Annotated in this window: 17 protein-coding genes; all 17 read left to right on the top strand. The window is 57.1% G+C overall.

The genetic code is table 11. The features are described from left to right. Positions 1-99 precede the first annotated feature (99 nt). The 17 genes from NKH02_RS06975 to NKH02_RS06895 all read left to right on the top strand — a co-directional run bounded on the left by NKH02_RS06975 (position 100) and on the right by NKH02_RS06895 (position 21720). Positions 100-912, top strand: coding sequence for a glycosyltransferase family 2 protein (locus NKH02_RS06975; protein WP_352877425.1), 813 nt, complete (start codon positions 100-102; stop codon positions 910-912). Beyond that, positions 909-2177 carry an MATE family efflux transporter gene (locus NKH02_RS06970; RefSeq protein WP_352877423.1) on the top strand — a complete coding sequence of 423 codons (1269 nt, stop codon included), beginning with the start codon at positions 909-911 and terminating at the stop codon, positions 2175-2177. Before NKH02_RS06975 ends, NKH02_RS06970 begins: the two co-directional genes overlap by 4 nt. Then, a complete protein-coding gene (locus NKH02_RS06965; protein ID WP_352877420.1) occupies positions 2125-2946 on the top strand; it encodes a class I SAM-dependent methyltransferase in 822 nt (273 codons plus the stop codon). Before NKH02_RS06970 ends, NKH02_RS06965 begins: the two co-directional genes overlap by 53 nt. 95 nt (positions 2947-3041) lie before the next feature. Continuing rightward, positions 3042-3761 carry a class I SAM-dependent methyltransferase gene (locus tag NKH02_RS06960; RefSeq protein WP_352877418.1) on the top strand — a complete coding sequence of 240 codons (720 nt, stop codon included), beginning with the start codon at positions 3042-3044 and terminating at the stop codon, positions 3759-3761. Further along, entirely contained in the window at positions 3739-4896 is a 1158-nt protein-coding gene (locus NKH02_RS06955) for a glycosyltransferase (protein WP_352877416.1), read from the top strand. Before NKH02_RS06960 ends, NKH02_RS06955 begins: the two co-directional genes overlap by 23 nt. Beyond that, a complete protein-coding gene (locus tag NKH02_RS06950; RefSeq protein WP_352877413.1) occupies positions 4893-6035 on the top strand; it encodes a glycosyltransferase family 4 protein in 1143 nt (380 codons plus the stop codon). Before NKH02_RS06955 ends, NKH02_RS06950 begins: the two co-directional genes overlap by 4 nt. 874 nt (positions 6036-6909) lie before the next feature. Continuing rightward, on the top strand, positions 6910-7083 hold the full coding sequence (locus NKH02_RS06945) for a hypothetical protein (RefSeq protein WP_352877411.1): 174 nt from the start codon (positions 6910-6912) through the stop codon (positions 7081-7083). A 23-nt stretch (positions 7084-7106) separates the two neighbouring features. Continuing rightward, positions 7107-7601 carry a hypothetical protein gene (locus tag NKH02_RS06940; RefSeq protein WP_352877408.1) on the top strand — a complete coding sequence of 165 codons (495 nt, stop codon included), beginning with the start codon at positions 7107-7109 and terminating at the stop codon, positions 7599-7601. A 120-nt stretch (positions 7602-7721) separates the two neighbouring features. Next, positions 7722-8951, top strand: a complete 1230-nt coding sequence (locus NKH02_RS06935) for a CpsB/CapC family capsule biosynthesis tyrosine phosphatase (protein WP_352877406.1) — start codon at positions 7722-7724, stop codon at positions 8949-8951. Between the two features lie 40 nt (positions 8952-8991). Beyond that, complete coding sequence (locus NKH02_RS06930) at positions 8992-11364, top strand: GumC family protein (protein WP_352877405.1); 2373 nt, start codon at positions 8992-8994, stop codon at positions 11362-11364. Further along, positions 11252-12511 (top strand): tetratricopeptide repeat protein, encoded by a 1260-nt coding sequence (locus NKH02_RS06925; RefSeq protein ID WP_352877404.1) that lies wholly within the window; start codon positions 11252-11254, stop codon positions 12509-12511. Before NKH02_RS06930 ends, NKH02_RS06925 begins: the two co-directional genes overlap by 113 nt. Beyond that, positions 12508-13839 (top strand): O-antigen ligase family protein, encoded by a 1332-nt coding sequence (locus NKH02_RS06920; protein ID WP_352877402.1) that lies wholly within the window; start codon positions 12508-12510, stop codon positions 13837-13839. The genes NKH02_RS06925 and NKH02_RS06920 overlap by 4 nt, the downstream gene beginning before the upstream one ends. A gap of 148 nt (positions 13840-13987) precedes the next feature. Beyond that, complete coding sequence (gene rfbA, locus NKH02_RS06915) at positions 13988-14869, top strand: glucose-1-phosphate thymidylyltransferase RfbA (RefSeq protein ID WP_352877400.1); 882 nt, start codon at positions 13988-13990, stop codon at positions 14867-14869. Next, positions 14870-15424 (top strand): dTDP-4-dehydrorhamnose 3,5-epimerase, encoded by a 555-nt coding sequence (rfbC, locus tag NKH02_RS06910; protein WP_352877398.1) that lies wholly within the window; start codon positions 14870-14872, stop codon positions 15422-15424. 28 nt (positions 15425-15452) lie between these two features. After that, a complete protein-coding gene (rfbB, locus tag NKH02_RS06905) occupies positions 15453-16523 on the top strand; it encodes a dTDP-glucose 4,6-dehydratase (RefSeq protein ID WP_352877396.1) in 1071 nt (356 codons plus the stop codon). Beyond that, entirely contained in the window at positions 16520-17428 is a 909-nt protein-coding gene (rfbD, locus tag NKH02_RS06900) for a dTDP-4-dehydrorhamnose reductase (protein WP_352877395.1), read from the top strand. The genes rfbB and rfbD overlap by 4 nt, the downstream gene beginning before the upstream one ends. Then, positions 17356-21720, top strand: coding sequence for a glycosyltransferase (locus NKH02_RS06895; RefSeq protein WP_352877393.1), 4365 nt, complete (start codon positions 17356-17358; stop codon positions 21718-21720). The genes rfbD and NKH02_RS06895 overlap by 73 nt, the downstream gene beginning before the upstream one ends. The last annotated feature ends 68 nt before the right edge of the window (positions 21721-21788 follow it).

The following is a 21788-nucleotide window of genomic DNA, read 5'->3' as shown; positions in this document are numbered from 1 at the left end:
CGCGCATAGCTGCGCTCCATGACCGCGTAACCAGGGGGAGAGGGGATCGATACGGCTCGCAAACAGGCAGATTGCAGTCCATTGCAGTCCCAGGCGCTGTTGAGCGTTTGCATCCCCACGTTCAATCGGCGGGATCGCGTTGCTGCGCTGGTCCAGGAACTGCTGCGCGTGAAGTGCCCACTGCAAGTATGTGTCCATGTCGACGGTTCGACCGACGGGACAAGCGAAGCGCTTGCCGAGATCGCATCTCGCGATGCCAGATTGGTGGTCACAACTGGCCCAAATAGCGGCAGAGGGGTCGCGATGTTTTCGGCGATCGCTTCCGCCACTGGCGACTATTGCATGATTTTCGATGATGATGACGATCTCTTCATCGATCGCCTGCCGGAGGTTTGTGAGCGTCTCTCCCGGCAAGGTGCCGATGAGAGGATCGCGGGATTTGTGTTCTCTATGGTTCTCGCCGGATCAGATGCGGCAGCAAACCGGTTTCCGTCTGAGCGTACAAACCTGATCAGGATGCGAGCCGATGAAGGTGTGGTCGGAGACAAGAAGGAGATCATCAGAACTCCCTTGCTGAAACGGGTTGCCGTGCCCCCTGCGGGGCGGTTCCGCCGTGTTCCAACCTCTCTTCTCTGGTCCAGGTTGGCGATCGAATATGACGTTATCTGTGTCAACGTCGATATCGGGCGAAAAAGGTACCTGCCGGAGGGAATGACCGCAAGAATTCGGCTTCTTCAGCGGCAAAATCCGTACCCGATGTTGTTGCTGAATTTGAACTACGTCAGGGCATTCTGGATTGGACGATATCGCTCGGTTCGATTCCTGGGCAAGGCCTTCCTTGCCTGCTTGAGCTTTGGTGCCTTAAGTTTCCCATTCTTGCTCAAGAGGTCATTCGCACAGGTGATCTCATGAAAAGAGTCAGTCTGTGGAAATTTGCGGAGGCCATCGTCATACGAATTGCGCCTGGTCTTCTGAATATAGTGACTTTACTATACATCGGAAGCCATCTGGAAACTGGACAGTATGGTATTTTCAGCACGACGATTGCGACAGTTTCATTTATTTCAACGCTTGTTTTTGGAGCTGCTACCTATTCGATAATGCCGGTTTCCGCAAAAATGCATGCCACGGGAATGGGTAGAGAGTACGTATCGTCTATTTTGACTGCGCTGGCCATTCTGGCGTTGTTTGTGGTCCTGGCTGGATCGGCACTGGCGTGGTTCGGACTTGGCAATGTCGTTGCCGCAACCATCATCGTTTCGTTCGGCTTGCACACCGCACTTCAAGAGATCTTGCGGTCACAGCTGCGTTTGTGGGCATATGGTTGGTCGGCGATTGGCCAGGCTGTCGCATACCAGGCGGGAGCTGTGGTCCTGCTTGCAGGAGATGCAAAAGTAGGCTCCGCCCTCACGGCCTTTTCGCTCAGCTACGTCGCCGGAGCGCTGATTTCATTTGCTTTCCTGGGGCCGATGAATCTGAGGCGGCCTCGCCTTTCCTACCTTGGTGGGTCGCTGGCCACAGGCTGGCGATTTGTGTTGAGCAATCTGGCCGAGAGCGGTGTGTTTGTCGGTATTCGATACATTATTTTGATGTTTGGCTCCGAGACCCATCTCGGCGTCTTTTCGTTCTGTGTCGATCTTTCGCAACGCTCGGTCGGCTTCTTCATGAACGCGGCCAGCTTCGTTTTCGTGCCAACCGCGTTTCTCAGTGCCGCAAATGGAAACATCAGGGAGTTTCGGCGCGGATTGTTCGAGGGGGCGACCATCGCGCTGATTTTTGCGGTTGCGTCTGCCGCGGGGATAATCGGCCTGTTTTTTTCAGGCCATGCGTCCGGATGGCTGGGGAGGTCATTTGATCCAGCGGTCTTTGCGATCGTTTCTTGCGCTGTCCTGATAAACAGGACGAAGAAGGTGGTCATTGATCCCTTTGCGCTCCGCTCGAACAACGCGATGACGCTGACCTATTCTTACGCGATAGGAGCATTGGCTTGCTGCTGTTTGGCGGCGTTGAGTCTGTGGTGGCGGCTACCGCTTGGCAGCGAAATGGCATTCCTGTCCGGATATGTCATAGCCGCGGCTTGTTCGTTCTTCGCGTTAAGGGGCGTCATTGCGAACAACGGGCCTGATGCAACGCAGCGAGGCCTTTTTATGGCCGGGTCGGATGCCGGAAATGAATGAGAAGAAGGCATTCTATGACGAGAAGAACAGCCGCATCGTCCATGTCGGCACGATAGCCGACGACGACTATTGGGATTCCCACTGGGCCGAAGGGACTGTGTCGAGGCCGGATCGCTTTGTCGTAGAAACGACCAAGCGATATCTGACAGGACCGGCCAGGGTCCTGGACGCCGGATGTGGCCTGGCCAATACGGCCCATGGCCTGCATCAGGCGGGCTTTTCCGCATACGGAATCGACTTTGCGCGGAAGACCGTGGGGATGGTGAATCGCGCCGCGCCGCATTTGCAGGTAACGGTTGGAGATGTTCGGGCAACAGGCTTCGCGGACGAATTCTTCGACGGCGTGTGGTCTCTCGGCGTGATCGAGCACTTCTTCGACGGGTATGACGAGATCGTATTGGAGATGAGGCGCATAATCCGATCGGGAGGGATTGCCTTCGTGACGGTGCCCAGCATTTCTCCTCTCAGAAGATTGAAGGCCAGTATGGGTCTCTATCCCAGGTTTTCAGGCGAACGGGCCGGATTTTACCAATTCATCCTTGAGCCATCTTCGATTGTTTCCGGGTTCGAACAGCACGGCTTCAAGCTTCTGGAGACACGGCCAAGGGGTGGCTTCAAGGGATTGAAGGACGAGACTTTTTTCACAAAGCCGATGCAGGCCTGGTACGACAGCAGGAACGGCATCCTGAGAGGTTTGCGGGCTGCCGCCGATCGGTTGCTCGGCCCATTTTCGCATCATACGCGGCTCTATGTGTTCCACAGGATATAGCGCGGATGTCTAGTCCTGGTGGACACAGATCGGCGAACGAAACTGATGGTGAGGCAGTGTCGAGATTGCGAAAGTTCGTTCGCGCGAACGTGGCCATGTCCGAGTTCCTCGACAGGGCTCTGCCGCTCCGCCTTCGCATCGACGGCAACCGGACCTTTGCGACGGAGATGGCACCTCCGTTACTTACCCCAAACGCTCGGGTTTACGACCTTGGCGGAGGTGCAAGGCCGTTCGTCAGTCTCCCCGAGAAGCGGCGCCTGAGGCTTTTCGTCGTTGGGCTCGACCTGGACGCGCATGAATTATCGAAAGCGCCGCGCGGAATATACGACGAGGAGATTGAAGCGGACCTTACCTCGTTTCAGGGTAGGGGTGATGCTGACGTTGTGATCTGTCAGGCGACGCTTGAACACGTGCGCGACGGTGAGGGTGCCTTGCGTGGCATTGCCAGTTGCGTGAAGCCGGGAGGCGTGGTTGCCATTTTCTCGCCCTCGCGCAACGCTGTTTTCGCCAGATTAAATCGGTCCCTGCCGGAGGGGCTGAAGCGACGGCTGCTTTTTGCGATCTATCCCGAAAAAGGCAAGGGTCATGATGGGTTTCCGGCTTTCTACGACAAGTGCCTGCCCAGCGAGGTCGAGGTAATCGCAAAACGGAACGGCCTGGAACTCATCGAGCGTCGTCTGTTCTGGAAGAGTTCCTATTTCTATTTTTTCGTGCCGGCCTTTCTCGCCTGGCGCATCTGGCTAGGCGTTTCGGCCCTTCTTCTCGGCAAGGATGCTGCTGAAACCTACGCCTATGTCTTTCGGCGAAGACAGTGAATCCTTGCAACTCATGAAAAGGAAGCTCGCGCTCATCGCCATTCCGCTCGACATCAGAGGTGGAGCCGAAACCATCCTGAAACTGGTTGCGCGTGCACTTGCGAGCCGGCCCGACTGGGACGTCGAAATCGGCTTTCTGGGTGGCCAGGCAGCGGGGGACGCCGTTGGATCATACCAGGATGGAATTCGGCGCGGTTACGGCTTTGGCGGTGGCAAAGCGATGAGCGAGCTTTTGCTTGCCCCGCAGCTGATCCGGCATCGGTACGATTTTGTGTTGTCGAGCCACGCGCGGCTGAATTCGTTCCTGGCCGCCGCCCGAAGTGTCGGGGTTCTTCGAAGCCGCAGGCTGGTCGCTCGCGAATCCACGGTACTCCTCGATCGTTTCAAAGGCCCTCGCGCACTGGCTTACAGGGCGCTATACGCGGCCTATGGCAGCCAGGACATGGTTGTCGCACAGACGAACTATATGAATGAACGATTGCGCGACGTGTTGCCCCAGCGCGCCATTGCTAAACTGTGCACTTTGCCCAATCCGGTCGATGAAGATCTCATCGTCAAAATGTCCGCCGAGACATTGCCGGAGAGCGATGCCAGGATATTTTCCCGCCGTCCACAGATAGTCTGGTGCGGCCGGCTGATTGAAGTGAAACGCCCAACGATCGCGGTTGATGTGCTCGCCGAGGTCAGACGAAGAACCGGCGAAGATTATGAGCTGGCCATGGTGGGGGCCGGACCCATGGAAGCGGAGCTAAGAGCCTATGCCGGCAAGTTCGATCTGGCCTCCCGAATAAATCTGCTCGGCCAGAGAGACAATCCATTTCCGCTGTTTCGCGCATCGCGGGCCGGCCTGCTTACGTCGGCGACCGAAGGATTTCCAAACGTCCTTCTGGAAATGATGGCTTGCCGGATCCCCGGCATCGTCACCACGCCCTGTGCGGGAGATCTGGACATGCTGTCCGGCCTGGCGATTTCAGCCGGATTTGGCCCGCTGGAAATTGCGGATGCACTGTTGAAGGTCATTCACGCCGGCGATCGGTCGGCCTTGTATGGAGAGACCTTATCGGAACGATCGCCTGGGCGATTTGCGGATATGCTGTTGGGAGCGCCTTCGTCATATCCGGGCGGGCAGAGATGAAGTCCGCTGCTCGCAACAAGATAATCATCTCGATAAACACATCCTGGAACGTCGTCAATTTCCGCAAAGGTCTGATCGAGGCCTTGCGGAGCCATGGCTATGACGTCGTCATCGCGGCGCCGAGAGACGAATACTCTTCGCTGATAACGGCCATGGGCTGCCGCTATGTCGAACTCGAAATGGACAATTCCGGCACGTCGCCTTTGCGGGACATGGCACTTCTGTGGCGCTACTGGCGTCTCTTGCGGCGTGAAAGGCCGTTGGCGTTTGTCGGCTTTACGATCAAGCCCAACGTGTTCGGCTCCATCGCGGCCAATCTGAACGGTGTCCCGGTCATCAACAACATTTCCGGACTGGGGACGGCATTCGTCCGCGGTGGCCTCCTGCTCAGAATTGCCAAGGCCTTGTATCGGGTGGCGCTGGCTCGCTCCAGAATGGTTTTCTTCCAGAATGACGACGACAGGATGCTGTTCGTCGACGGGCACCTGGTTCGCAAGGAGCAGACCGGGCTTCTGCCTGGCTCCGGCATCGACCTCGTGCGTTTTGCTCCGTCGTCCGAAAATCGCACCAGGTCTGGCGCGATTGTGTTTCTTCTCGTGGCCCGGCTTCTCTGGGACAAGGGCGTCGGCGAGTTCATAGAGGCGGCCCGTCTGGTTCGCCGGGGGATGCCCGGAGTCCGTTTCCAACTGCTCGGCTTTGTTGATGTAGAGAACCGAACCGCCGTCAGCCGGCAGAATGTCGAGCAATGGGTCGGTGAGGGATTGGTCGAATACCTAGGCTCCGCCGACGATGTGCGGCCTTTTCTGCGTGCCGCCGATTGTGTCGTCTTGCCTTCCTACAGGGAGGGGACGCCGCGTTCGCTGCTCGAGGCGGCCGCGATGGGCAAGCCGCTGATCACCACCGACGTGCCCGGGTGCAGGGAGGTGGTGGACCACGCCATCAACGGCCTCCTGTGCAAGGTGAGGGACCCTGATGATCTGGCAAGCAAGATGGTCGAGTTTGCGAAGATGGATGATGCCTCCAGGGGCCGGATGGGAGTGGAGAGCAGAAACAAGGTGGAGCGGCAGTTTTCGGAGACGATCGTCATCGCGAAGTACATCCAGCAGATAGAAAAGCTGGATGGCCGCGCGGCGAAATGAATGAACGGGCCAGACTGACAGTTGGGCCGGATGGAGGACGGTCTTGTCAGCCAAGAGCGAAGCGTTCCTTGCCATTGTAGCTATTCTGTTTGCTGCCGGCTCTATAGGTGTGATTCAGAGAGGCAGCCCGCCGCCCGGTCGTGGTACTCGAGCCGTTTGACGGTAAGCTCGCCATTCCCTCGATCGACGATCTTCGCGTCGGCGGTCGCAAGATCCTGCTATGCGGCGCGACGTTTTCCGGGCCCCAGGCGATGCGCGCCCTGGTGACGGAAGCGGCGCGCCGGGACTATCAGGGGATGATCCTGACCTGCAGACCCGTTGGTGCCGGCACGCCTTGCGATGGCAAGATCGCTTCCAGGGTTGGCGATACCCTTGTTGTGCAGTGCTTGACGGCCGAGGGGGAAGACTTGGCTACCATATCTAGGCAGGGTCGAATTCTCTGCGACCAGCCGGTTCAAGCCGGTCCAAGATACAAGTCTTGCTGAACGGTAGGGACTGGGTGCTCTTACGGCGAAGTGAATGGATCTGCCCAACCCCGGCCGACAGGCTCCTGCATTTGGGTAATTGTGGGTCTTCTATTGGGTAACGCCGGTTCCTGAGTTTTTTGGTCGAAACTGTTCATGCGATTTTGCTAAAGTACTGTGCTCGGACAGTCACGAATCGATCTAAATTGCCTCGCGCGCGAAATGTGTTGGAATTGTGATCGAAAAACTGCTACGTGCTGATCTGCTATCTTTGAATTGGTGCGTCAGAAAGGTGATGCAGAGGGGATCAAAGGCAGATGAATCTGTGAGCAAAACTGCGCCTGCCGTATTTGTTGCGTCAATCGGGTTCGGCGGCTGCAACCTGGATGTGCAGGCCAATTCGAGTCTCGATGTTTTCCACTTCGACGACAACATTTGTCTCAAGCTTGTTTTTCGAACAGACGGCCGCCATTCAGCCGTCTGGTGATGGGGTTGACCTGCCGGAAGCGATTTTTGCCGGCGCGCTTCTGATCGCTGGCGTGCTCTCGGCTACGCAGGACGACGTCAGCGTCCCAAGAGGGTGAGTTGCAGGGTTGGGTGGGTAAAAATGACGATTCGTCATGGGCTCGGGGCTGTTTTCGTTTTTGTTGTACTCGCCGCAGAGGGCATTCTGTTTGCAACGCCCGACGCTTTCGCTCAGGAGACATGTTCCTGTCTTGCGACCGTGCCGGCGTCCGCCGGTGCGATAGGTCGCCTTACGCAGGTCCATGGTAACGTTCAGATGTCCCAGGCCGGCGGCTATGCTGGCGTGGGTCCCGAAGCGCCAGTGTATTCGGGCGCGCGCATCATGACCGGGGCAGAGGCGTCCGCTTTGCTGGCGGTGGGTGCCAATTGCGCATTCGATATTCCTGGCAACACCACGATCAAGGTCGATCCTGTCGAAGGTGGCATGTGCGTTTCGCTCGATACGCCAGTTGCGACGGTTGTGCCTGCCAGCTCGGAGCCTGTCATGCTGCCAGCTCTCTTGGGCGGGGCCGCGGTTGGTGGCGCCGCCGCTCTTGTTATTGGGCTGCAGGACGACGATGACGCTGTCAGCCGGTAGCCGAGATCCGACACCCGCTGTTTTGCGCAATTTTGTCAAACGCGTCATTCGCCTTCATGCGGGTGGCGCATTTGTGTTTTGTCGAGCCGAGGCTTTGCCTCCCCGCAGCCAGAAACGCCAATGATCGACCTGCATTCACATATCCTGCCCGGTCTCGATGATGGTTCTCCTGATCTCGCCGAGTCGCTGGAGATGGCGCGGCTGGCAGTGGCCGACGGCACGACGCACATGGCATGCACACCACATGTGATGCCGGGCGTCTATAGGAATGCCACGCCGAACATTGCCGAGGCAGTTCAGGCGTTGGAGGTGGAACTCCGTAACGCTGCCATACCGCTCACCCTGTACGTCGGCGCCGATGTTCATATCGCGCCTGATCTTCCCGATCGACTGATGCTTGGCACCGTGCCGGCGTTGAACGGATCCCGCTATTTCCTGTTCGAAACGCCACACCACATCCTGCCGGCCGCTCGTGCCCATTGGAAAGCACAGTGCGAAAAAGTCGGGTGTCAGCAGCGTAGGCCGTTTCGGCGGATTTGGCCGGCTGTTCAAGAGCGGGTCCCTGTGATGGGCATTTTCGATTTTGCAAGGCGTCATGCAAGCATCCTGTCAGCGTTGCTCGCATCGCTGGCGATATCCGCTTGCGCCGGCACCCCGTTGACATCGACGTCATCCACAAATTCTGTCAGCGCCCTTCAGCCGGCGGCGTCCTCCACGGCTCTTTCTGGCGGCGGCACACTGCAGATGGTGAAGGATCTGCCGCCGCCGCAAAATACGCAGAATGGCAGCGAGCAACCCCTGTCTGCCAATGACGTGCTGGAGGTCAACGTGTTCCAGGTCGACAATTTGAACAGGACTGTTCAGGTCGACGCAGGCGGGCAGATTTCGCTTCCGCTGATCGGAACGATGACGGCGGCCGGCAGGACCGTGCGTCAGCTCGAGAAGGAAATCGAGACCGCCTATGGCGAAAAATACCTGCAATCGCCTGATGTGACGATTTTCGTCAAGGAATCGATTGGCCAGCGCATCACGGTCGATGGGGAAGTCAACAAGGCCGGCATCTATCCGGTGTCCAGCAGCGCTTCTTTGCTCGATGCGATCGCCCTTGCCGGAGGCTTCAATCCGGTCGGTGATGCCGGCAAGGTCTTCGTCTATCGCAATGTCGGCCAAAACAAGCTGGTGGCAAACTACAATGTCGAGGAAATCCGCGCCGGCAAAAATCGCAACCCACGCATCTATGGCGGCGATGTGATCGTCGTTTTTGCTTCGAAGTCGAAAATCGCGATGAACAATTTGAAGGATGCCTTGGGCCTCGCCTCCAGCGCGGCCCGCATTGCGGTCATTCCGTAGGACAGGTCACGATACGAACAACCCCAGGATCACCTCGCGCATGCTCGATCGTAACAGGCAATCCCAATTTGCCGGACCCGGACAGGCCCCGTCCGCGGCCCTCTATTACGACGCGCCGCAAAACTACGGTCCTTATGGTGGTGACCATGCCGGTCAGGATGAAGGGTTCAACCCGCTCAAGCTGCTGTTCTACATTGTCCAGTATCGTTGGCTGATCGTCATGATGGCAGCTGCCGGGCTTGTTGCCGGCGTCATCGTGACAATGATGCAGACACCAAAATATCAGGCAACGACGCAACTTGAAGTTCTGGTCCCTTCGGCGAAGGTCTTTCAGGACATCGAGGTTGTTTCCGAAAACAGCGACGTCAGGGCCTTCCTGACCGCCCGTGAAAAGCTGAAGAGCCGCGCGCTGGCTCAGCGCGTGGCGTTCCAGCTGGGGCTTGGCGAAAAGCCGGACTTCCTGTTTCCGACGCCGAGCTTTTCGCTGAGCAACATTGTCTACCGGGCATTCGGAATGTCGAAGTCGCCTTCCATCGAGGAGAAAACGCCCGAAGAGCGCGAAGCAATTGCCATCAAGCGGATCCTGGAAGACCTGACGGTCAATCTGGTCACCAATACAAGCCTGCTGTCGATCACCTTTGTCGATCAGAAACCGAAATATGCAAGCGACGTAGCCAATCAGGTCGCGCAGAGTTTTATCGACCAGCGCCTGGACCAGACCAGCGAAACCTCTGATCTGGCAAGGCAATTCATCCAGGAACAGGTTTTGCAGGTGAAGCAAAAGCTGCAGAAATCCGAGGAGGAATTGGTCACCTACGCAAAAGACGCCGGCATCACGGTCACTGGCGACGACAAATCGCTGATCGGATCGAACATCGAGGCCCTGAACACCGCGCTGGCGACGGCAATCCAGGAGCGCCTCGATGCGGGACGGGTGGTGGATCAGATAGAAAAGGGGCGCGGGTCAAGCCTCGGCCCGGTTCTGGAAAGCGAAGGTCTGCAGAAGCTCAGCGAAAAACTGGCGGACCTGACCAGCCAGTATCAGCAGAAACTGGGCATCCTGAAGCCTGGCTATCCGGAAATGCAGCAATTGCAAGCGCAGATCAAGGAGCTGCGGCGGCTCTACAACAACGGCGTGCTGGCCATAACCGATTCGTTACGACTGAAATACCAGGAAGCGCAGAGCAAGGAGGCCGACCTCAAGTCCAAGCTCGCTGAGATGGAGAGACAGCAGGTCGTCTTCAACGACAAGAATATCAAATACACGATCTTGAAGCGTGAGGTCGATTCCAATCGGTCGCAATACGACAGCCTTATCGCCAAGCTGAATGAAGTCGGGGTTAGCTCGGAACTCAAGACGCAAAGCGTTGCGATCGTCGATTTCGCTTCGCTGCCCGTCGCCCCCTATTCTCCACGCCTGAGCATCAATCTTGCAATCGCCCTGGCGCTTTTCATGGCTTTGACTGCATCGATCATCTACATCATCGAGCTGCTGAACAACACCTTCACCAATCCGGAGCAGATCGAGAAAGAGCTGGGGCTGGCGATGCTCGGCATCCTGCCGCTTGTCGACGACCGCGAACTCACAGCCAGCATCGCCGATCAAAAATCCGGGCTCTCGGAGGCCTATCGTTCGCTGCGAACATCGCTGCAGTTCTCCGGTGCGGAAGGCGCGCCGCGATCGCTGCTGGTGACCAGTTCGGAACCTTCGGAAGGCAAGTCGACCACCTCGTTCAAGCTCTGCCAGGATTTCGCGGCGCTCGGTGCAAGGGTTCTGCTTGTCGATGGCGATCTTCGCAAACCGAACCTGCATCGGCTGTTTGGCCTCGATAATGCGATCGGGCTGAGCAACCTTCTGACAAATACCGTTCGCAAGGATGATCTGGCGGGCATTTTCAGGACGACGAAATACCCTAACGTGACCGTGCTGACGTCCGGGACGATTCCGCCGAACCCGGCCGACCTGCTCTCTTCGCAGAAGATGGCGCTGATCTTGACCAATCTCGGCAAACGCTTCGATCTGATCATCATCGATGCCCCACCGGTCGTCGGCCTTTCCGACGGCCCAATCCTCAGCCGGCTTGCGGAAGGCACGTTGATGGTCGTTTCCACCAACAAGGTCACGCGCAAATCAGCCAAGACGGCGCTCAAGCGTCTGCGCGCGGCCGGTGCGAATGTCATCGGAGCGGCAATGTCGAAGTTTGCGGTGAACAAGTTCGACTACAACTATGCCTACAAATACATGAACTACCAGTACTACGACTACGGCGCGAGTACCCCGAAAATTGAGGGCAAAGTCGATGACGGAGCAGGTCAGCCCGCTCACGCGAAATCTCCGGCGTTCAGGCGTTTGGTTCGTCGCATCCGTTCTGCTGTTGGCGGCTTCGTCGATCGGGCTAAGTCGGCTTCTTGAGACCCGAGCGCCGGCCGTCTCGCTTGCGCTCGACCCGTTGAACATAGATGCCCTGATAGGTGAAATAACCGGTCAGTTGAACGAAACGGGCAACGGTGCTGATTTTGACGTTTTGGCTGAAAAGGCGAGGGGCGCGCTTCGCTTCAATGTCGCGGACGCCCGGCTCTACAGCCTGATAGGCGAGATCAAGTGCCGACAAGGCGAGAAAGACGAGGCTTTTGAACTCTTCGATCAGGCTCGAAAGCTGTCCAAGACTGAAATCCATGCGCTTCAGAGATCGATCGACCGTTCGATCGAGGGAGGTGATCTGTCGATGGCCGTCGGCGAGATCGACACCTTGCTGCGCCGGTGGCCGGACCGTTTTCCAGTCATCGCGGCGGGCATGCCGGCCATTCTTTCAAATCCAAACGGATATCAGGCTGTTCTGGCAGCCATGAAGATCGAGGCTCCGTGGAGGTCCAATCTTTTCTCCGCCCTAGGCCAGGATCCGCGGGGACTTCGCGCCGCAAGCCAACTGTTGCTCGACCTTGCCGGATCGAGTTCACCACCGACATCGAAGGATCTGTCCGCGGTGATCAACGGCTATATCAGGCAAAAGGACTACGAGCCGGCCTATCGGCTGTTCCTTTTCAGCCTGTCCGACCAGGAGCGGACGCTGGGTGGCTACATTTTCAACGGCGGCTTTGAACCGGTCCACAGCGGCAAGCCATTCGACTGGCAGGTTCACGATCGCTCCGGTCTGGAAATTACCTTTGCCGGGTCGCGCGATGTCGGCGAAAGCGACAGCGGAGCGACCGTTCGATTTTTGAATACGCCGGTGAAGAATGCCGCGCTCCAGCAATATATCGAACTGCCTCCCGGCTCCTACAGGATTTCCTTGACCGCCTCCGGGAGAAACCTGAAGCTGCCAAAGCAGCTGTTCTGGTCCATCCGCTGCGCGGATCCGGCAAGCGAAATAGCCCGGTTCAACATTCCGGAAGGCACATTCAACCGGCAGGATTTGAGCCTGGATTTCGCGATCGGACCGAGCGCGTGTCCGATGCAATTGCTGCGGCTGGAAACAGCCGCCATCGCTGAGAGCTGGCGATTTCGATACGTCGGCACGTTGGTCATGCACAAGCTGAGCATCGAAAGAGTTTCATTGTGAGAGAGCGGTCAAAGCCGTCCACGGAATGGGAAAAGTATCTGCTTGGGTCGGTTCTTTTCCTGTCGGTGCTGATCGGCGGCGGCACGGCGAGCGGCCTTTACACCGAAACGTTGATCGAGCTTGCGACCATTGTCTCGGCCGCGGCCGTCTTTTCAAGGCCATCGGGGCAGAGGATCCCTCGTCCGGTCCCATGGCTGCTTGCCCTGGCCCTTGCCGTGTTCTGTTTTCAAATCGTGCCGCTGCCCGCAGCCCTGTTGAGTGGATTGCGGCCCGAGGTGCTGCTCGTAAATCCATGGCTGGCCGGCGAAACCCGACTGCGTTTCGTCAGTGTTGGCGTGGGGCGCACGATCGAGTGTTTTTTGTATTTCTCGGCGGCGGCGGCATTCTTTCTGAGCGTCATCCGTTTGCGCCCGGATCAGGTCTACGGCCTTCTGCCTTTCTTTTTCATGGGTGTCATCTGTAACGGATTGGCCGCCGCGATCCAATATTCACTCTCCGATACGGTTGCCATAGAGGGGTTGTTGCCGTTCACGATCAATGCTGGGCTGTTTGCCAACCAGAATCATTTTTCGGCGTTGCTCTTCGTCTCCATCCCTTTCGTTGTCTACTACGGACTGTTCCGCGGGCACCTTCTGTCCGGATCGCTCGGGTTGATATCGCTGCTGCTGCTGCTTCTGGCCGCCGGTTCGCGCGCAGGTATCCTGATAGGATTGGCGATCACCATAATATCGGTGGTCTTTCTGTCCGCTCGCTCCAGGCTAGGTGGTTATGGCGTCCTCGCTGTCTTCATCGGTCTTTCGCTCTACTCGATGGGCGCGTGGACGAAGATCGATGCGGAGGTGGTTGATCCGGAATTTGGGCGAGCCGAATTCGCCCGAACGACGATCGCGGGAATTGAAGAAAACTGGGCGATCGGAGTGGGTTTCGGCAGTTTTCAGAAGGTCTATCAGATTTACGAAAAGGGCGAGATGATCTTCAAGCCCTACGTGAATCACGCTCATAACGACTATCTGGAACTGGCACTCGAGGGTGGCGCGCCTGTTGTCTTTCTGATCGCGGTTTACCTGATATTACTTTTCGCGTCGGCTCTCGGGGTTCGGCGGGTGCCGCTGCAGAAAGCCGCGTTTCTCTCGGTATCGTTTCTTCTCGTTCATTCGCTGGTCGACTATCCCTTGCGAACAGCGGCGCTCGCCATGACTTTTGCCTATATGAATGGTATCATTTTTCACAAGGGCTTTGCTGAGCGGTTGAACCCAAGAGGCGAGTCGCCCGACGCCCATCATGGCAAACTGCTGGTTCCCGTCAGGCCGTCGGCTTTGGCAAGATGACAGCAGTGGGTTCGCCGGGAATTGGCCGCCGGCATCGGTGCCGGACGTGGCCCGGTCGTTTGTCGATTGCCGAGATTGACAAGCCATTGCTTGGAACCTAAGCACGGGCGGCAGGGCCGGGGGGCTTTGGCATGTCGAGGAGAGCTTCTTGAAAGGAATTATCCTTGCTGGAGGCAGTGGAACGCGTCTCTATCCGCTAACATTAGCGATCTCTAAGCAGATTCTGCCGATATACGACAAGCCGATGATCTATTACCCGCTGAGCGTTTTGATGCTCGCGGGCATCCGCGAGATTCTGGTCATTTCAACGCCGCGTGATCTGCCGGTTTTTCGCGATCTGCTTGGCGATGGATCGGAGTTCGGGCTCGATCTGTCCTATGCCGAGCAACCGCAACCCAACGGTCTTGCGGAAGCCTTCATCATCGGCCGGGATTTCATCGGCAAGGACAGCGTGTCGATGATCCTCGGCGACAACATCTATTTCGGTGATGGGCTGTCGCAGCTTTGCCGCGACGCGGCCTCGCGCGAAAAGGGCGCTTCGGTGTTCGCCTATCACGTCGAGGATCCCCAGCGTTATGGTGTCGTATCCTTCGACAAGGCCACCGGAACGGCGCTGACGATCGAAGAAAAGCCGCAGAACCCGAAATCCAACTGGGCTGTCACCGGTCTCTATTTCTACGACAATGACGTCGTCGACATCGCTCCCTCCATCCGGCCCTCGGCGCGTGGCGAACTCGAGATCACGGCGGTCAATAACGTCTACCTCGAGCGTGGCCAGTTGCATGTGCACCGGCTGGGGCGTGGCTACGCCTGGCTCGACACCGGCACGCATGACAGCTTGCATGAAGCCTCCTCATTCGTGCGCACCATAGAGCATCGCCAGGGCATCAAGGTCGCCTGTCCGGAAGAGATCGCCCTTGAACAGGGTTGGCTGACTGCGGATCAGGTTCTGCGTCGCGCCGACCGCCTGGGCAAGAACGAATATGCCGCCTATCTGCGCCGGCGTGTCGTGGACCTGTCGGAGGGCTAGATGCTGGAAGTCAGGTCCCTTGGCATCGATGGCGTGCTGGAAATCGTGCCGAAGCGGCATGGCGACGCGCGCGGTTTTTTCGTGGAAACCTACAATGCCGAGCGCTTTGCGCAGGCCGGCATAGACTTGGCTTTCGTGCAGGACAACCATTCCTATTCCGCCGCCGCGGGTGTCCTGCGCGGGCTTCACTACCAACTCGCGCCGCGGGCCCAGGACAAGCTGTTGCGCGTCATCCGGGGCAGCATTCTCGACGTCGCGGTCGACATTCGCCGCGGCTCGAAGACCTTTGGGAAATGGGTCGCTCTCGAAGTGTCGGCCGAAAAGGGCAACCAGATTCTGGTGCCGAAAGGCTTCGCGCACGGCTTCGTGACGCTCGTGCCCGACACCGAGGTCCTGTATAAGGTCACCGACACCTATTCGCAGGCGCATGACCGGTCGATCCGTTTCGACGATCCCGCCATCGGCATCGAATGGCCGTCATTGACCGGCGGGTTCCAGCTTTCCGACAAGGATCTCAAGGCGCCGCTATTGGCCGCCGCCGAGGTGTTTGCCTGATGGATCGCCAAAGGATGAGGACAGCGGCATGAATTTTCTGGTGACGGGCGGTGCTGGCTTCATCGGCTCGGCGGTGTGCCGGCATTTGTGCGCCAACCCGTCCTATCGGGTGACCAATCTCGACAAGCTCACCTATGCGGGCAACCTGGCCTCGCTGCGGCCGATCGAGAACGCGCACAATTACCGCTTCGCGCAGGCCGATATCTGCGATGAGAAAGCTGTGCTCGACATCCTCCGCCGGGACGATATCGACATCGTCATGAACCTTGCCGCCGAGAGCCATGTCGACCGCTCGATCGACGGGCCGGGTACGTTTATCGAGACCAACATCGTCGGCACCTACAAGATCCTCAATTCCGCGCTGGAATACTGGCGCGGCCTGCCCGAGGACAGGAAGAGCCGCTTCCGCTTCCATCATGTCTCGACCGATGAGGTGTTCGGCGATCTTCCTTTCGATGGCGGCATGTTCGTCGAGGAAACGCCCTACGCGCCGTCTTCGCCCTATTCCGCCTCGAAAGCGGCCTCGGACCATCTGGTGCGCGCCTGGCACGAAACCTATGGCCTGCCGGTCGTGCTTTCCAACTGTTCGAACAATTATGGACCGTACCACTTTCCCGAAAAGCTGATCCCGCTGGTCATCCTCAACGCGCTCGACGAAAAGCCACTGCCGGTCTATGGCGCCGGCGCCAATGTGCGCGACTGGCTGTTCGTCGAGGATCACGCGCGGGCTCTGGAGCTTGTCGCCACGAAAGGGCAGCCGGGCGAAAGCTATAATGTCGGCGGCAATTCCGAGCGGACGAACCTGGGTGTCGTCGAGACGATCTGCGATTTGCTCGACATCAGGCGTCCCCGGGCCGGTGGCAAGAGCTATCGCGACCTGATCTCTTTCGTCACCGACCGTCCCGGCCATGACCGCCGCTATGCCATCGACGCTTCGAAAATAAGCCGGGACCTGGGCTGGACGCCGAAGGAGAATTTCGACAGCGGCCTGGCCAGAACAGTCGACTGGTTCCTCGACAACAAATGGTGGTGGGGGCCGATCCGCGAACAGCGCTACGCCGGTGAACGGTTGGGTGAGGCCCGCGAGGGGGTGGCGTGAGGCTCGTTGTCACCGGACGCGAAGGCCAGGTCGCGGCAAGCCTTCTGGAGGCCGGCCAGCGACGCGCCGCCGTGGAAGTCATCGCCATTGGCCGGCCGGAACTCGATTTGGCAAAACCCGATACTCTGATCGAAGCCATCGCGGCCGCGAAGCCCGACATCGTCGTGTCGGCCGCCGCCTACACGGCGGTGGATCAGGCCGAGGATGAACCCGATCTGGCATTCGCGGTGAACGCCGTCGGCGCCGGCAAGGTGGCGGAAGCGGCAAGGCGGCTTGGCGTTCCCGTCATCCATCTTTCGACCGACTATGTCTTCGACGGCTCGAAGGACAGTGCCTATGTCGAGACCGACGCGACCGCGCCAGCCAGCGTCTATGGCGCCTCCAAGCTTGCCGGCGAGCAGGCGGTGGCATCAGCCAATCCGAGCCATCTGATCCTGCGCACGGCATGGGTCTACAGCCCGTTCGGCAAGAATTTCGTCAAGACCATGCTGCGGCTTGCCGCCGACCGCGACGAGATCGCGGTGGTGGCCGATCAGTGGGGAAACCCCACCTCAGCACTTGATATCGCCGACGCAATCCTGCATGCGGCAGCGATGCTGCATGACGACAAGGCCTTCGATGCGTTTGGCACCTATAATCTGGCTGGCACGGGCGAGACGAACTGGAGCGGCTTTGCGCGCCATATCCTGGACACAAGCCGCGTGTCTGGTGGTCCTTGGGCGCGGGTACGGGACATTGCTACGATGGACTATCCGACCAAGGCGCGCCGTCCCGCCAATTCTCGGCTATCCAGCGCAAAATTCGCCTCGGCTTTTGGGTGGAATGCGCCGGAGTGGCGGCAATCGACGGAAGCGGTGGTGCACCGGCTTCTCATCGGCGGGACGAAACAGGCATTGACGGCATGAACAAGCACCCTTCACCGGAAAACACGTGCGATGCGACGCCCGTTGACGAGCCAAAAGCACGCAAGGCAAAGCCGAAAGCGACCAAACGCACGTGCATCATGGTGCTTGGAATGCATCGCTCGGGCACCAGCGCGCTGACGCGCGCGATCAGTCTGCTTGGCGCGGAGCTGCCGAAGAACCTGTTGGGAGCAAATCCGACAAACCCAACAGGCCACTGGGAGCCCTTGAAGCTGATCGAATTGCACGACCGAATGCTCGCAGAGGTCGGCAGCAGGTGGGATGACTGGCGGCGCTTCGATCTCGGCGACTTGCCGAGGGCGCGAGCCCAATTCTACAAGGCCGAAATCGCTCGTCTTATAGACGAGGAGTATGGCGATGCTTCACTATTGGTGCTTAAGGAGCCGCGCATCTCCCGTTTTGTGCAGCTCTATGCGCTCATTTTTAAGTCCATGAAAATCGACTTGCGATACGTTCTCGCAAGTCGCAACCCGCTTGCGGTTGTCGCCTCGCTCGGCAAACGGGATCGCTCAACACCCGGCTTCGGTGCTCTGCTCTGGCTTCGCCATGAACTGGACGCGGAGCGCTCGACACGCGGCGCGCCACGTGTGTTCGTCTCCTATGAAGGGATGATGCAAGGTTGGCGGCCAAGGTTGGACAAGATCGCCACAGCGCTCTCGGTTACTTGGCCACGGCCGACCGAGGTGGCGGCGGTCGAGATTGATGGCCATATATCAAAGGACTATCAGCACCATGCGGCGACGGACGGCGCGCTCTTCGCTGACGAGCGAATTGCCAGTTGGGTAAAGGATGCGTACTCGGCACTCAGGGCTCTAGAAACAGACGCCAACGATGCTGAAGCTATGGCTGACCTAGATCGTGTCAAAGCTGAGTTCGATGCTGTCTCGCCGGTCTTCGGTGAGGCATTCTTTCCGGAGCTTCGAGCCAGACAGCAGATTTCTTCCGAAACGCAGCTGAACTTGCAGCGTGCTCTCGAAGCGGAGGCGACCAAGGCTACTCAGCTTGCAGATGAGCTTCAGCAGAAAGAAGCGGAAATAGCTGGATATCGTCATAGCCTAGCGGAAGAGCGTGCCGCCTCAGAGAAGATTATTGAAAGTAGTATCGAAGAGAAAAGACAACTTAATTCCCAGTTATCGAGCGCAACCGAAAGCAATGTCAAGCTGGCGGAAATTATTGAAAAGACCAAATTAGAGTTGGATGTGGAAAGAAATCGAGTTTTGTCGGAAGGCTCGAAGGAGATATTGGAATCCTATATTGCGCGCGAGAGCCCTCCGAATAGCTCTGACGGAGCGACTGGATCCTTACGCATAGGCTGGACCGAGCGATTGAATTCTAATGAACTTGTTCAGCGCCTTCGGCAGTCTCGTATCCACCGCGGCAGCTGGCTAAATGTCGCAAAAGCCGTCTATGGCCGGGTGATCTCGAGGGGGCTGAAGCAGGCAACGCTTGACGGGGTCTCTCTTCTTCGTGTTCCTGATGCGCGTATCGCAGAAAACTTGTTCAGGGAAAGGGAAGAGGTGTCTTCTCGCTTTGCGCTGTCCGCCTTTTCTCCATCGAGCTTTTCCGGCCCTGCCATATCCGTACTGATGCCAGTTTACAGGTCCCCGCTCCATTTTCTTGAGCGGGCGGTCCTGTCCGTGATAGCCCAGGAATACCAAAATTGGGAACTCGTGATTGTCGATGATTGTTCGCAGGATGATGGGATATCAAGCCTTCTAAATAGATATGCATCGCTTGATCGGCGAATAAAGATTAGTAGTCTAGCTGAGAACGGGGGGATATCAAAGGCAACTAATCATGCGCTAGATCGATCGTCTGGAGAGTACATTGCCCTTTTGGATCATGATGACATTCTCACCAAGGATGCACTTCTACGGGTTGCAGAGGTTATAGTTGGTGACCCCGTTGTTGATTTTATCTATTCAGACGAATGCAAGGTTGACGCAAACGATCGTCCTGTTGAAATTTTTCGCAAGCCGGATTGGAGTCCTCACCTCCTTTTCAACTGCATGTATACCGCTCATCTAACCGTATATAGAAAGAGCCTTGTTCAGGAAGTTGGTGGCTTCCGCAGCGAATATGATTTCTCGCAAGACTACGATCTCGCGCTGCGTGTGTCGGAGCACTTTAAGAAGGTCATGCATATAGAGCACGTGCTCTATGGCTGGCGTATGATTGAGGGATCTGCGTCCGTAGGCGGCAAGGATTATGCTCGAACCTCAAACATCAAGGCACTTGAAGATGCGATCCGACGCCGAAACTACGGCGGCCAGGCACTGGCATTACCCTATGCGAACAGAGTCTATCGAGACTCAGATCTGGTATCTGGGAATTTCGTGTCAATTGTAATTCCCTCGGATAGCATCGAAAATATCAGATCGTCGATAAGCTCAATACTTAATGATACCGATTACAATTTGTTCGAAATTATTGTAGTTACGAACGGGGAAATAGTACGAGATCTTGCCGGAATTTCGGAGAAAGTTAAATTCTCAACGTATGATAAGGCGTTCAATTTTTCTGATAAGTGCAATCAGGGAGCCCGCGAGGCGAGAGGAAAGTACGTTGTATTCTTTAATGATGACGTGCGGGTGATCTCAAAGGATTGGCTTTCAAGTCTCCTTGAGATAGCGACTTTGGGGAACGTGGGTGTTGTTGGCCCAAAGTTGCTTTACGAAAATAATTTGATCCAGCATGCAGGGATGGTCACCGGTGTTCGGGGTCTAGTGGGGACCGCGTTTCACTGTCTGCCCGATATGACGACGGACCATTACAACTTTGCGCAATCCGTTCGCGATGTGTCGTTAATTTGCGGCGCATGCTTGATGGTTGATCGCGACATATTTATCGAGATCGATGGGTTCGATGCGGAGAATTTTCCGGTCTCTCATTCTGACGTTGATGTCTGCTTGAAGGTGCGAGAAAAGGGATACGATTGTGTGTATTCCCCTTACTCACGTCTATATCATGTGGGGCACGCCTCTATAGGCGAGACCGAGAAGAAAGAAAGAAAGAGTAAGATATTTAAAAAAGATAAGTCTGATATAAATCTTTTAAAGAGATGGCCGCAAGCAATTAGCCGGGACCCTTTTTATACAGAGAAGATGAAGGAGCTATTGTATCGTGATTCTCAGGAAGGGTTTCAGGTTTTTCCGGGGCTCGGTACTCTTGATACTCCGGATTGCTGGCGTCGAGGTGGTCTGGATATATTGATCGTATCCCATGACATGACTGAGAGCGGCGCGCCGCGTGTTGTTCTTGATCTGGCCAAGGCGCTTTCAGCGGACAATTTTGTTGTCGTGGCGGCGCCGGCAGATGGCCCGATGCGTACATATATTAATGAACTAGGGATCACGGTGATTATTGATGAGATTCTGTTCGATCGACATGACACCGTTCTCAAATTTGGCCGAAACTTCGACGCGGTGATCGTCAACACGGTGCTTGGATGGCCGGTTGTATCCCAACTCGCGGAGTCGGTTCCGGTTTTTTGGTATATTCACGAAAGCGAGTTCGCGAAGGATCTTTTCTCTTCGAATTCCGAGGCCAAATTGGCACTTGAGAAAGCTGCGGGCGTCTGGGTCGGAAGTAACATTGCCGGCCGCGCCGTCGAGCCGTTTTTTCGAGACTATTCCGTTGTTCCGTATGGCACGTCGACGATCGGTGCAGTTTCCGAACCCTCCGACCCAGACTGGAGCGCTGGCAAAAGCATTGTCGTTTCAGTGCTGGGCTCATACGAGCCACGCAAGGGACAGGATTTGGCGATTCTGGCGTTGGACGAGCTGGAGAAGAGCGTTCGGCGTATGTGTGAATTGCGATTGGCAGGGCGAATCCTTAACGCGGGTTACCACGCGCAGATCGATCAGATGGCAAACATCAGAGTTGGTGTTTCCACGGAAGGGGCTCTCAGTCACGCGGAATACGAAAGAGCGTTGTACGAAACAGACATACTTCTTGTCTCTTCACGCGATGACACCTTGCCCTTGGTTTCGATCGACGCGCTGAGGTCCGGCAAGGTTCTAGTTTGCTCCACCGCTGTTGGGACCGCAGAGTTTATAGAGGACGGCGTGTCCGGCTATGTCGCGAAAGATGCCAGTCCGACCAGCCTCGCAGCCGCTCTAAGGAGGGCTCTCGACGATAGAGAGAAGTGGCGCGAGATTGGGGACGCCGCCAGGGCAGTTTTCGCGGCCAATTTCTCGTCCGAAGCTTTTGCAGGAGAAATACTGCAGCGTTTGGAATCGAAGTTAGGCAATAACTGGAATCGCGCAGCATGATTCATGTGCGAATCTTGTCTTGCCAGAGGGTGTGTCCGGAAATCGGTCGCTCCGAGCGGCGCGAACGA

Source organism: Mesorhizobium sp. M1396 (genome assembly GCF_040317725.1).
Taxonomy (GTDB): Bacteria; Pseudomonadota; Alphaproteobacteria; order Rhizobiales; family Rhizobiaceae; genus Mesorhizobium.
The sequence above is the reverse complement of the archived record's forward strand: the minus strand, read 5'-3'. Positions and strand labels throughout refer to the sequence as shown.

Coding starts and splice junctions, on each gene's coding strand:
- NKH02_RS06970 (WP_352877423.1), top strand. CDS start 909: ATGAAAAGAGTCAGTCTGTGGAAATTTGCGGAGGCCATCGTCATACGA.
- NKH02_RS06965 (WP_352877420.1), top strand. CDS start 2,125: ATGCAACGCAGCGAGGCCTTTTTATGGCCGGGTCGGATGCCGGAAATG.
- NKH02_RS06960 (WP_352877418.1), top strand. CDS start 3,042: ATGTCCGAGTTCCTCGACAGGGCTCTGCCGCTCCGCCTTCGCATCGAC.
- NKH02_RS06955 (WP_352877416.1), top strand. CDS start 3,739: ATGTCTTTCGGCGAAGACAGTGAATCCTTGCAACTCATGAAAAGGAAG.
- NKH02_RS06950 (WP_352877413.1), top strand. CDS start 4,893: ATGAAGTCCGCTGCTCGCAACAAGATAATCATCTCGATAAACACATCC.
- NKH02_RS06945 (WP_352877411.1), top strand. CDS start 6,910: ATGTTTTCCACTTCGACGACAACATTTGTCTCAAGCTTGTTTTTCGAA.
- NKH02_RS06940 (WP_352877408.1), top strand. CDS start 7,107: ATGACGATTCGTCATGGGCTCGGGGCTGTTTTCGTTTTTGTTGTACTC.
- NKH02_RS06935 (WP_352877406.1), top strand. CDS start 7,722: ATGATCGACCTGCATTCACATATCCTGCCCGGTCTCGATGATGGTTCT.
- NKH02_RS06930 (WP_352877405.1), top strand. CDS start 8,992: ATGCTCGATCGTAACAGGCAATCCCAATTTGCCGGACCCGGACAGGCC.
- NKH02_RS06925 (WP_352877404.1), top strand. CDS start 11,252: ATGACGGAGCAGGTCAGCCCGCTCACGCGAAATCTCCGGCGTTCAGGC.
- rfbC (WP_352877398.1), top strand. CDS start 14,870: ATGCTGGAAGTCAGGTCCCTTGGCATCGATGGCGTGCTGGAAATCGTG.
- rfbB (WP_352877396.1), top strand. CDS start 15,453: ATGAATTTTCTGGTGACGGGCGGTGCTGGCTTCATCGGCTCGGCGGTG.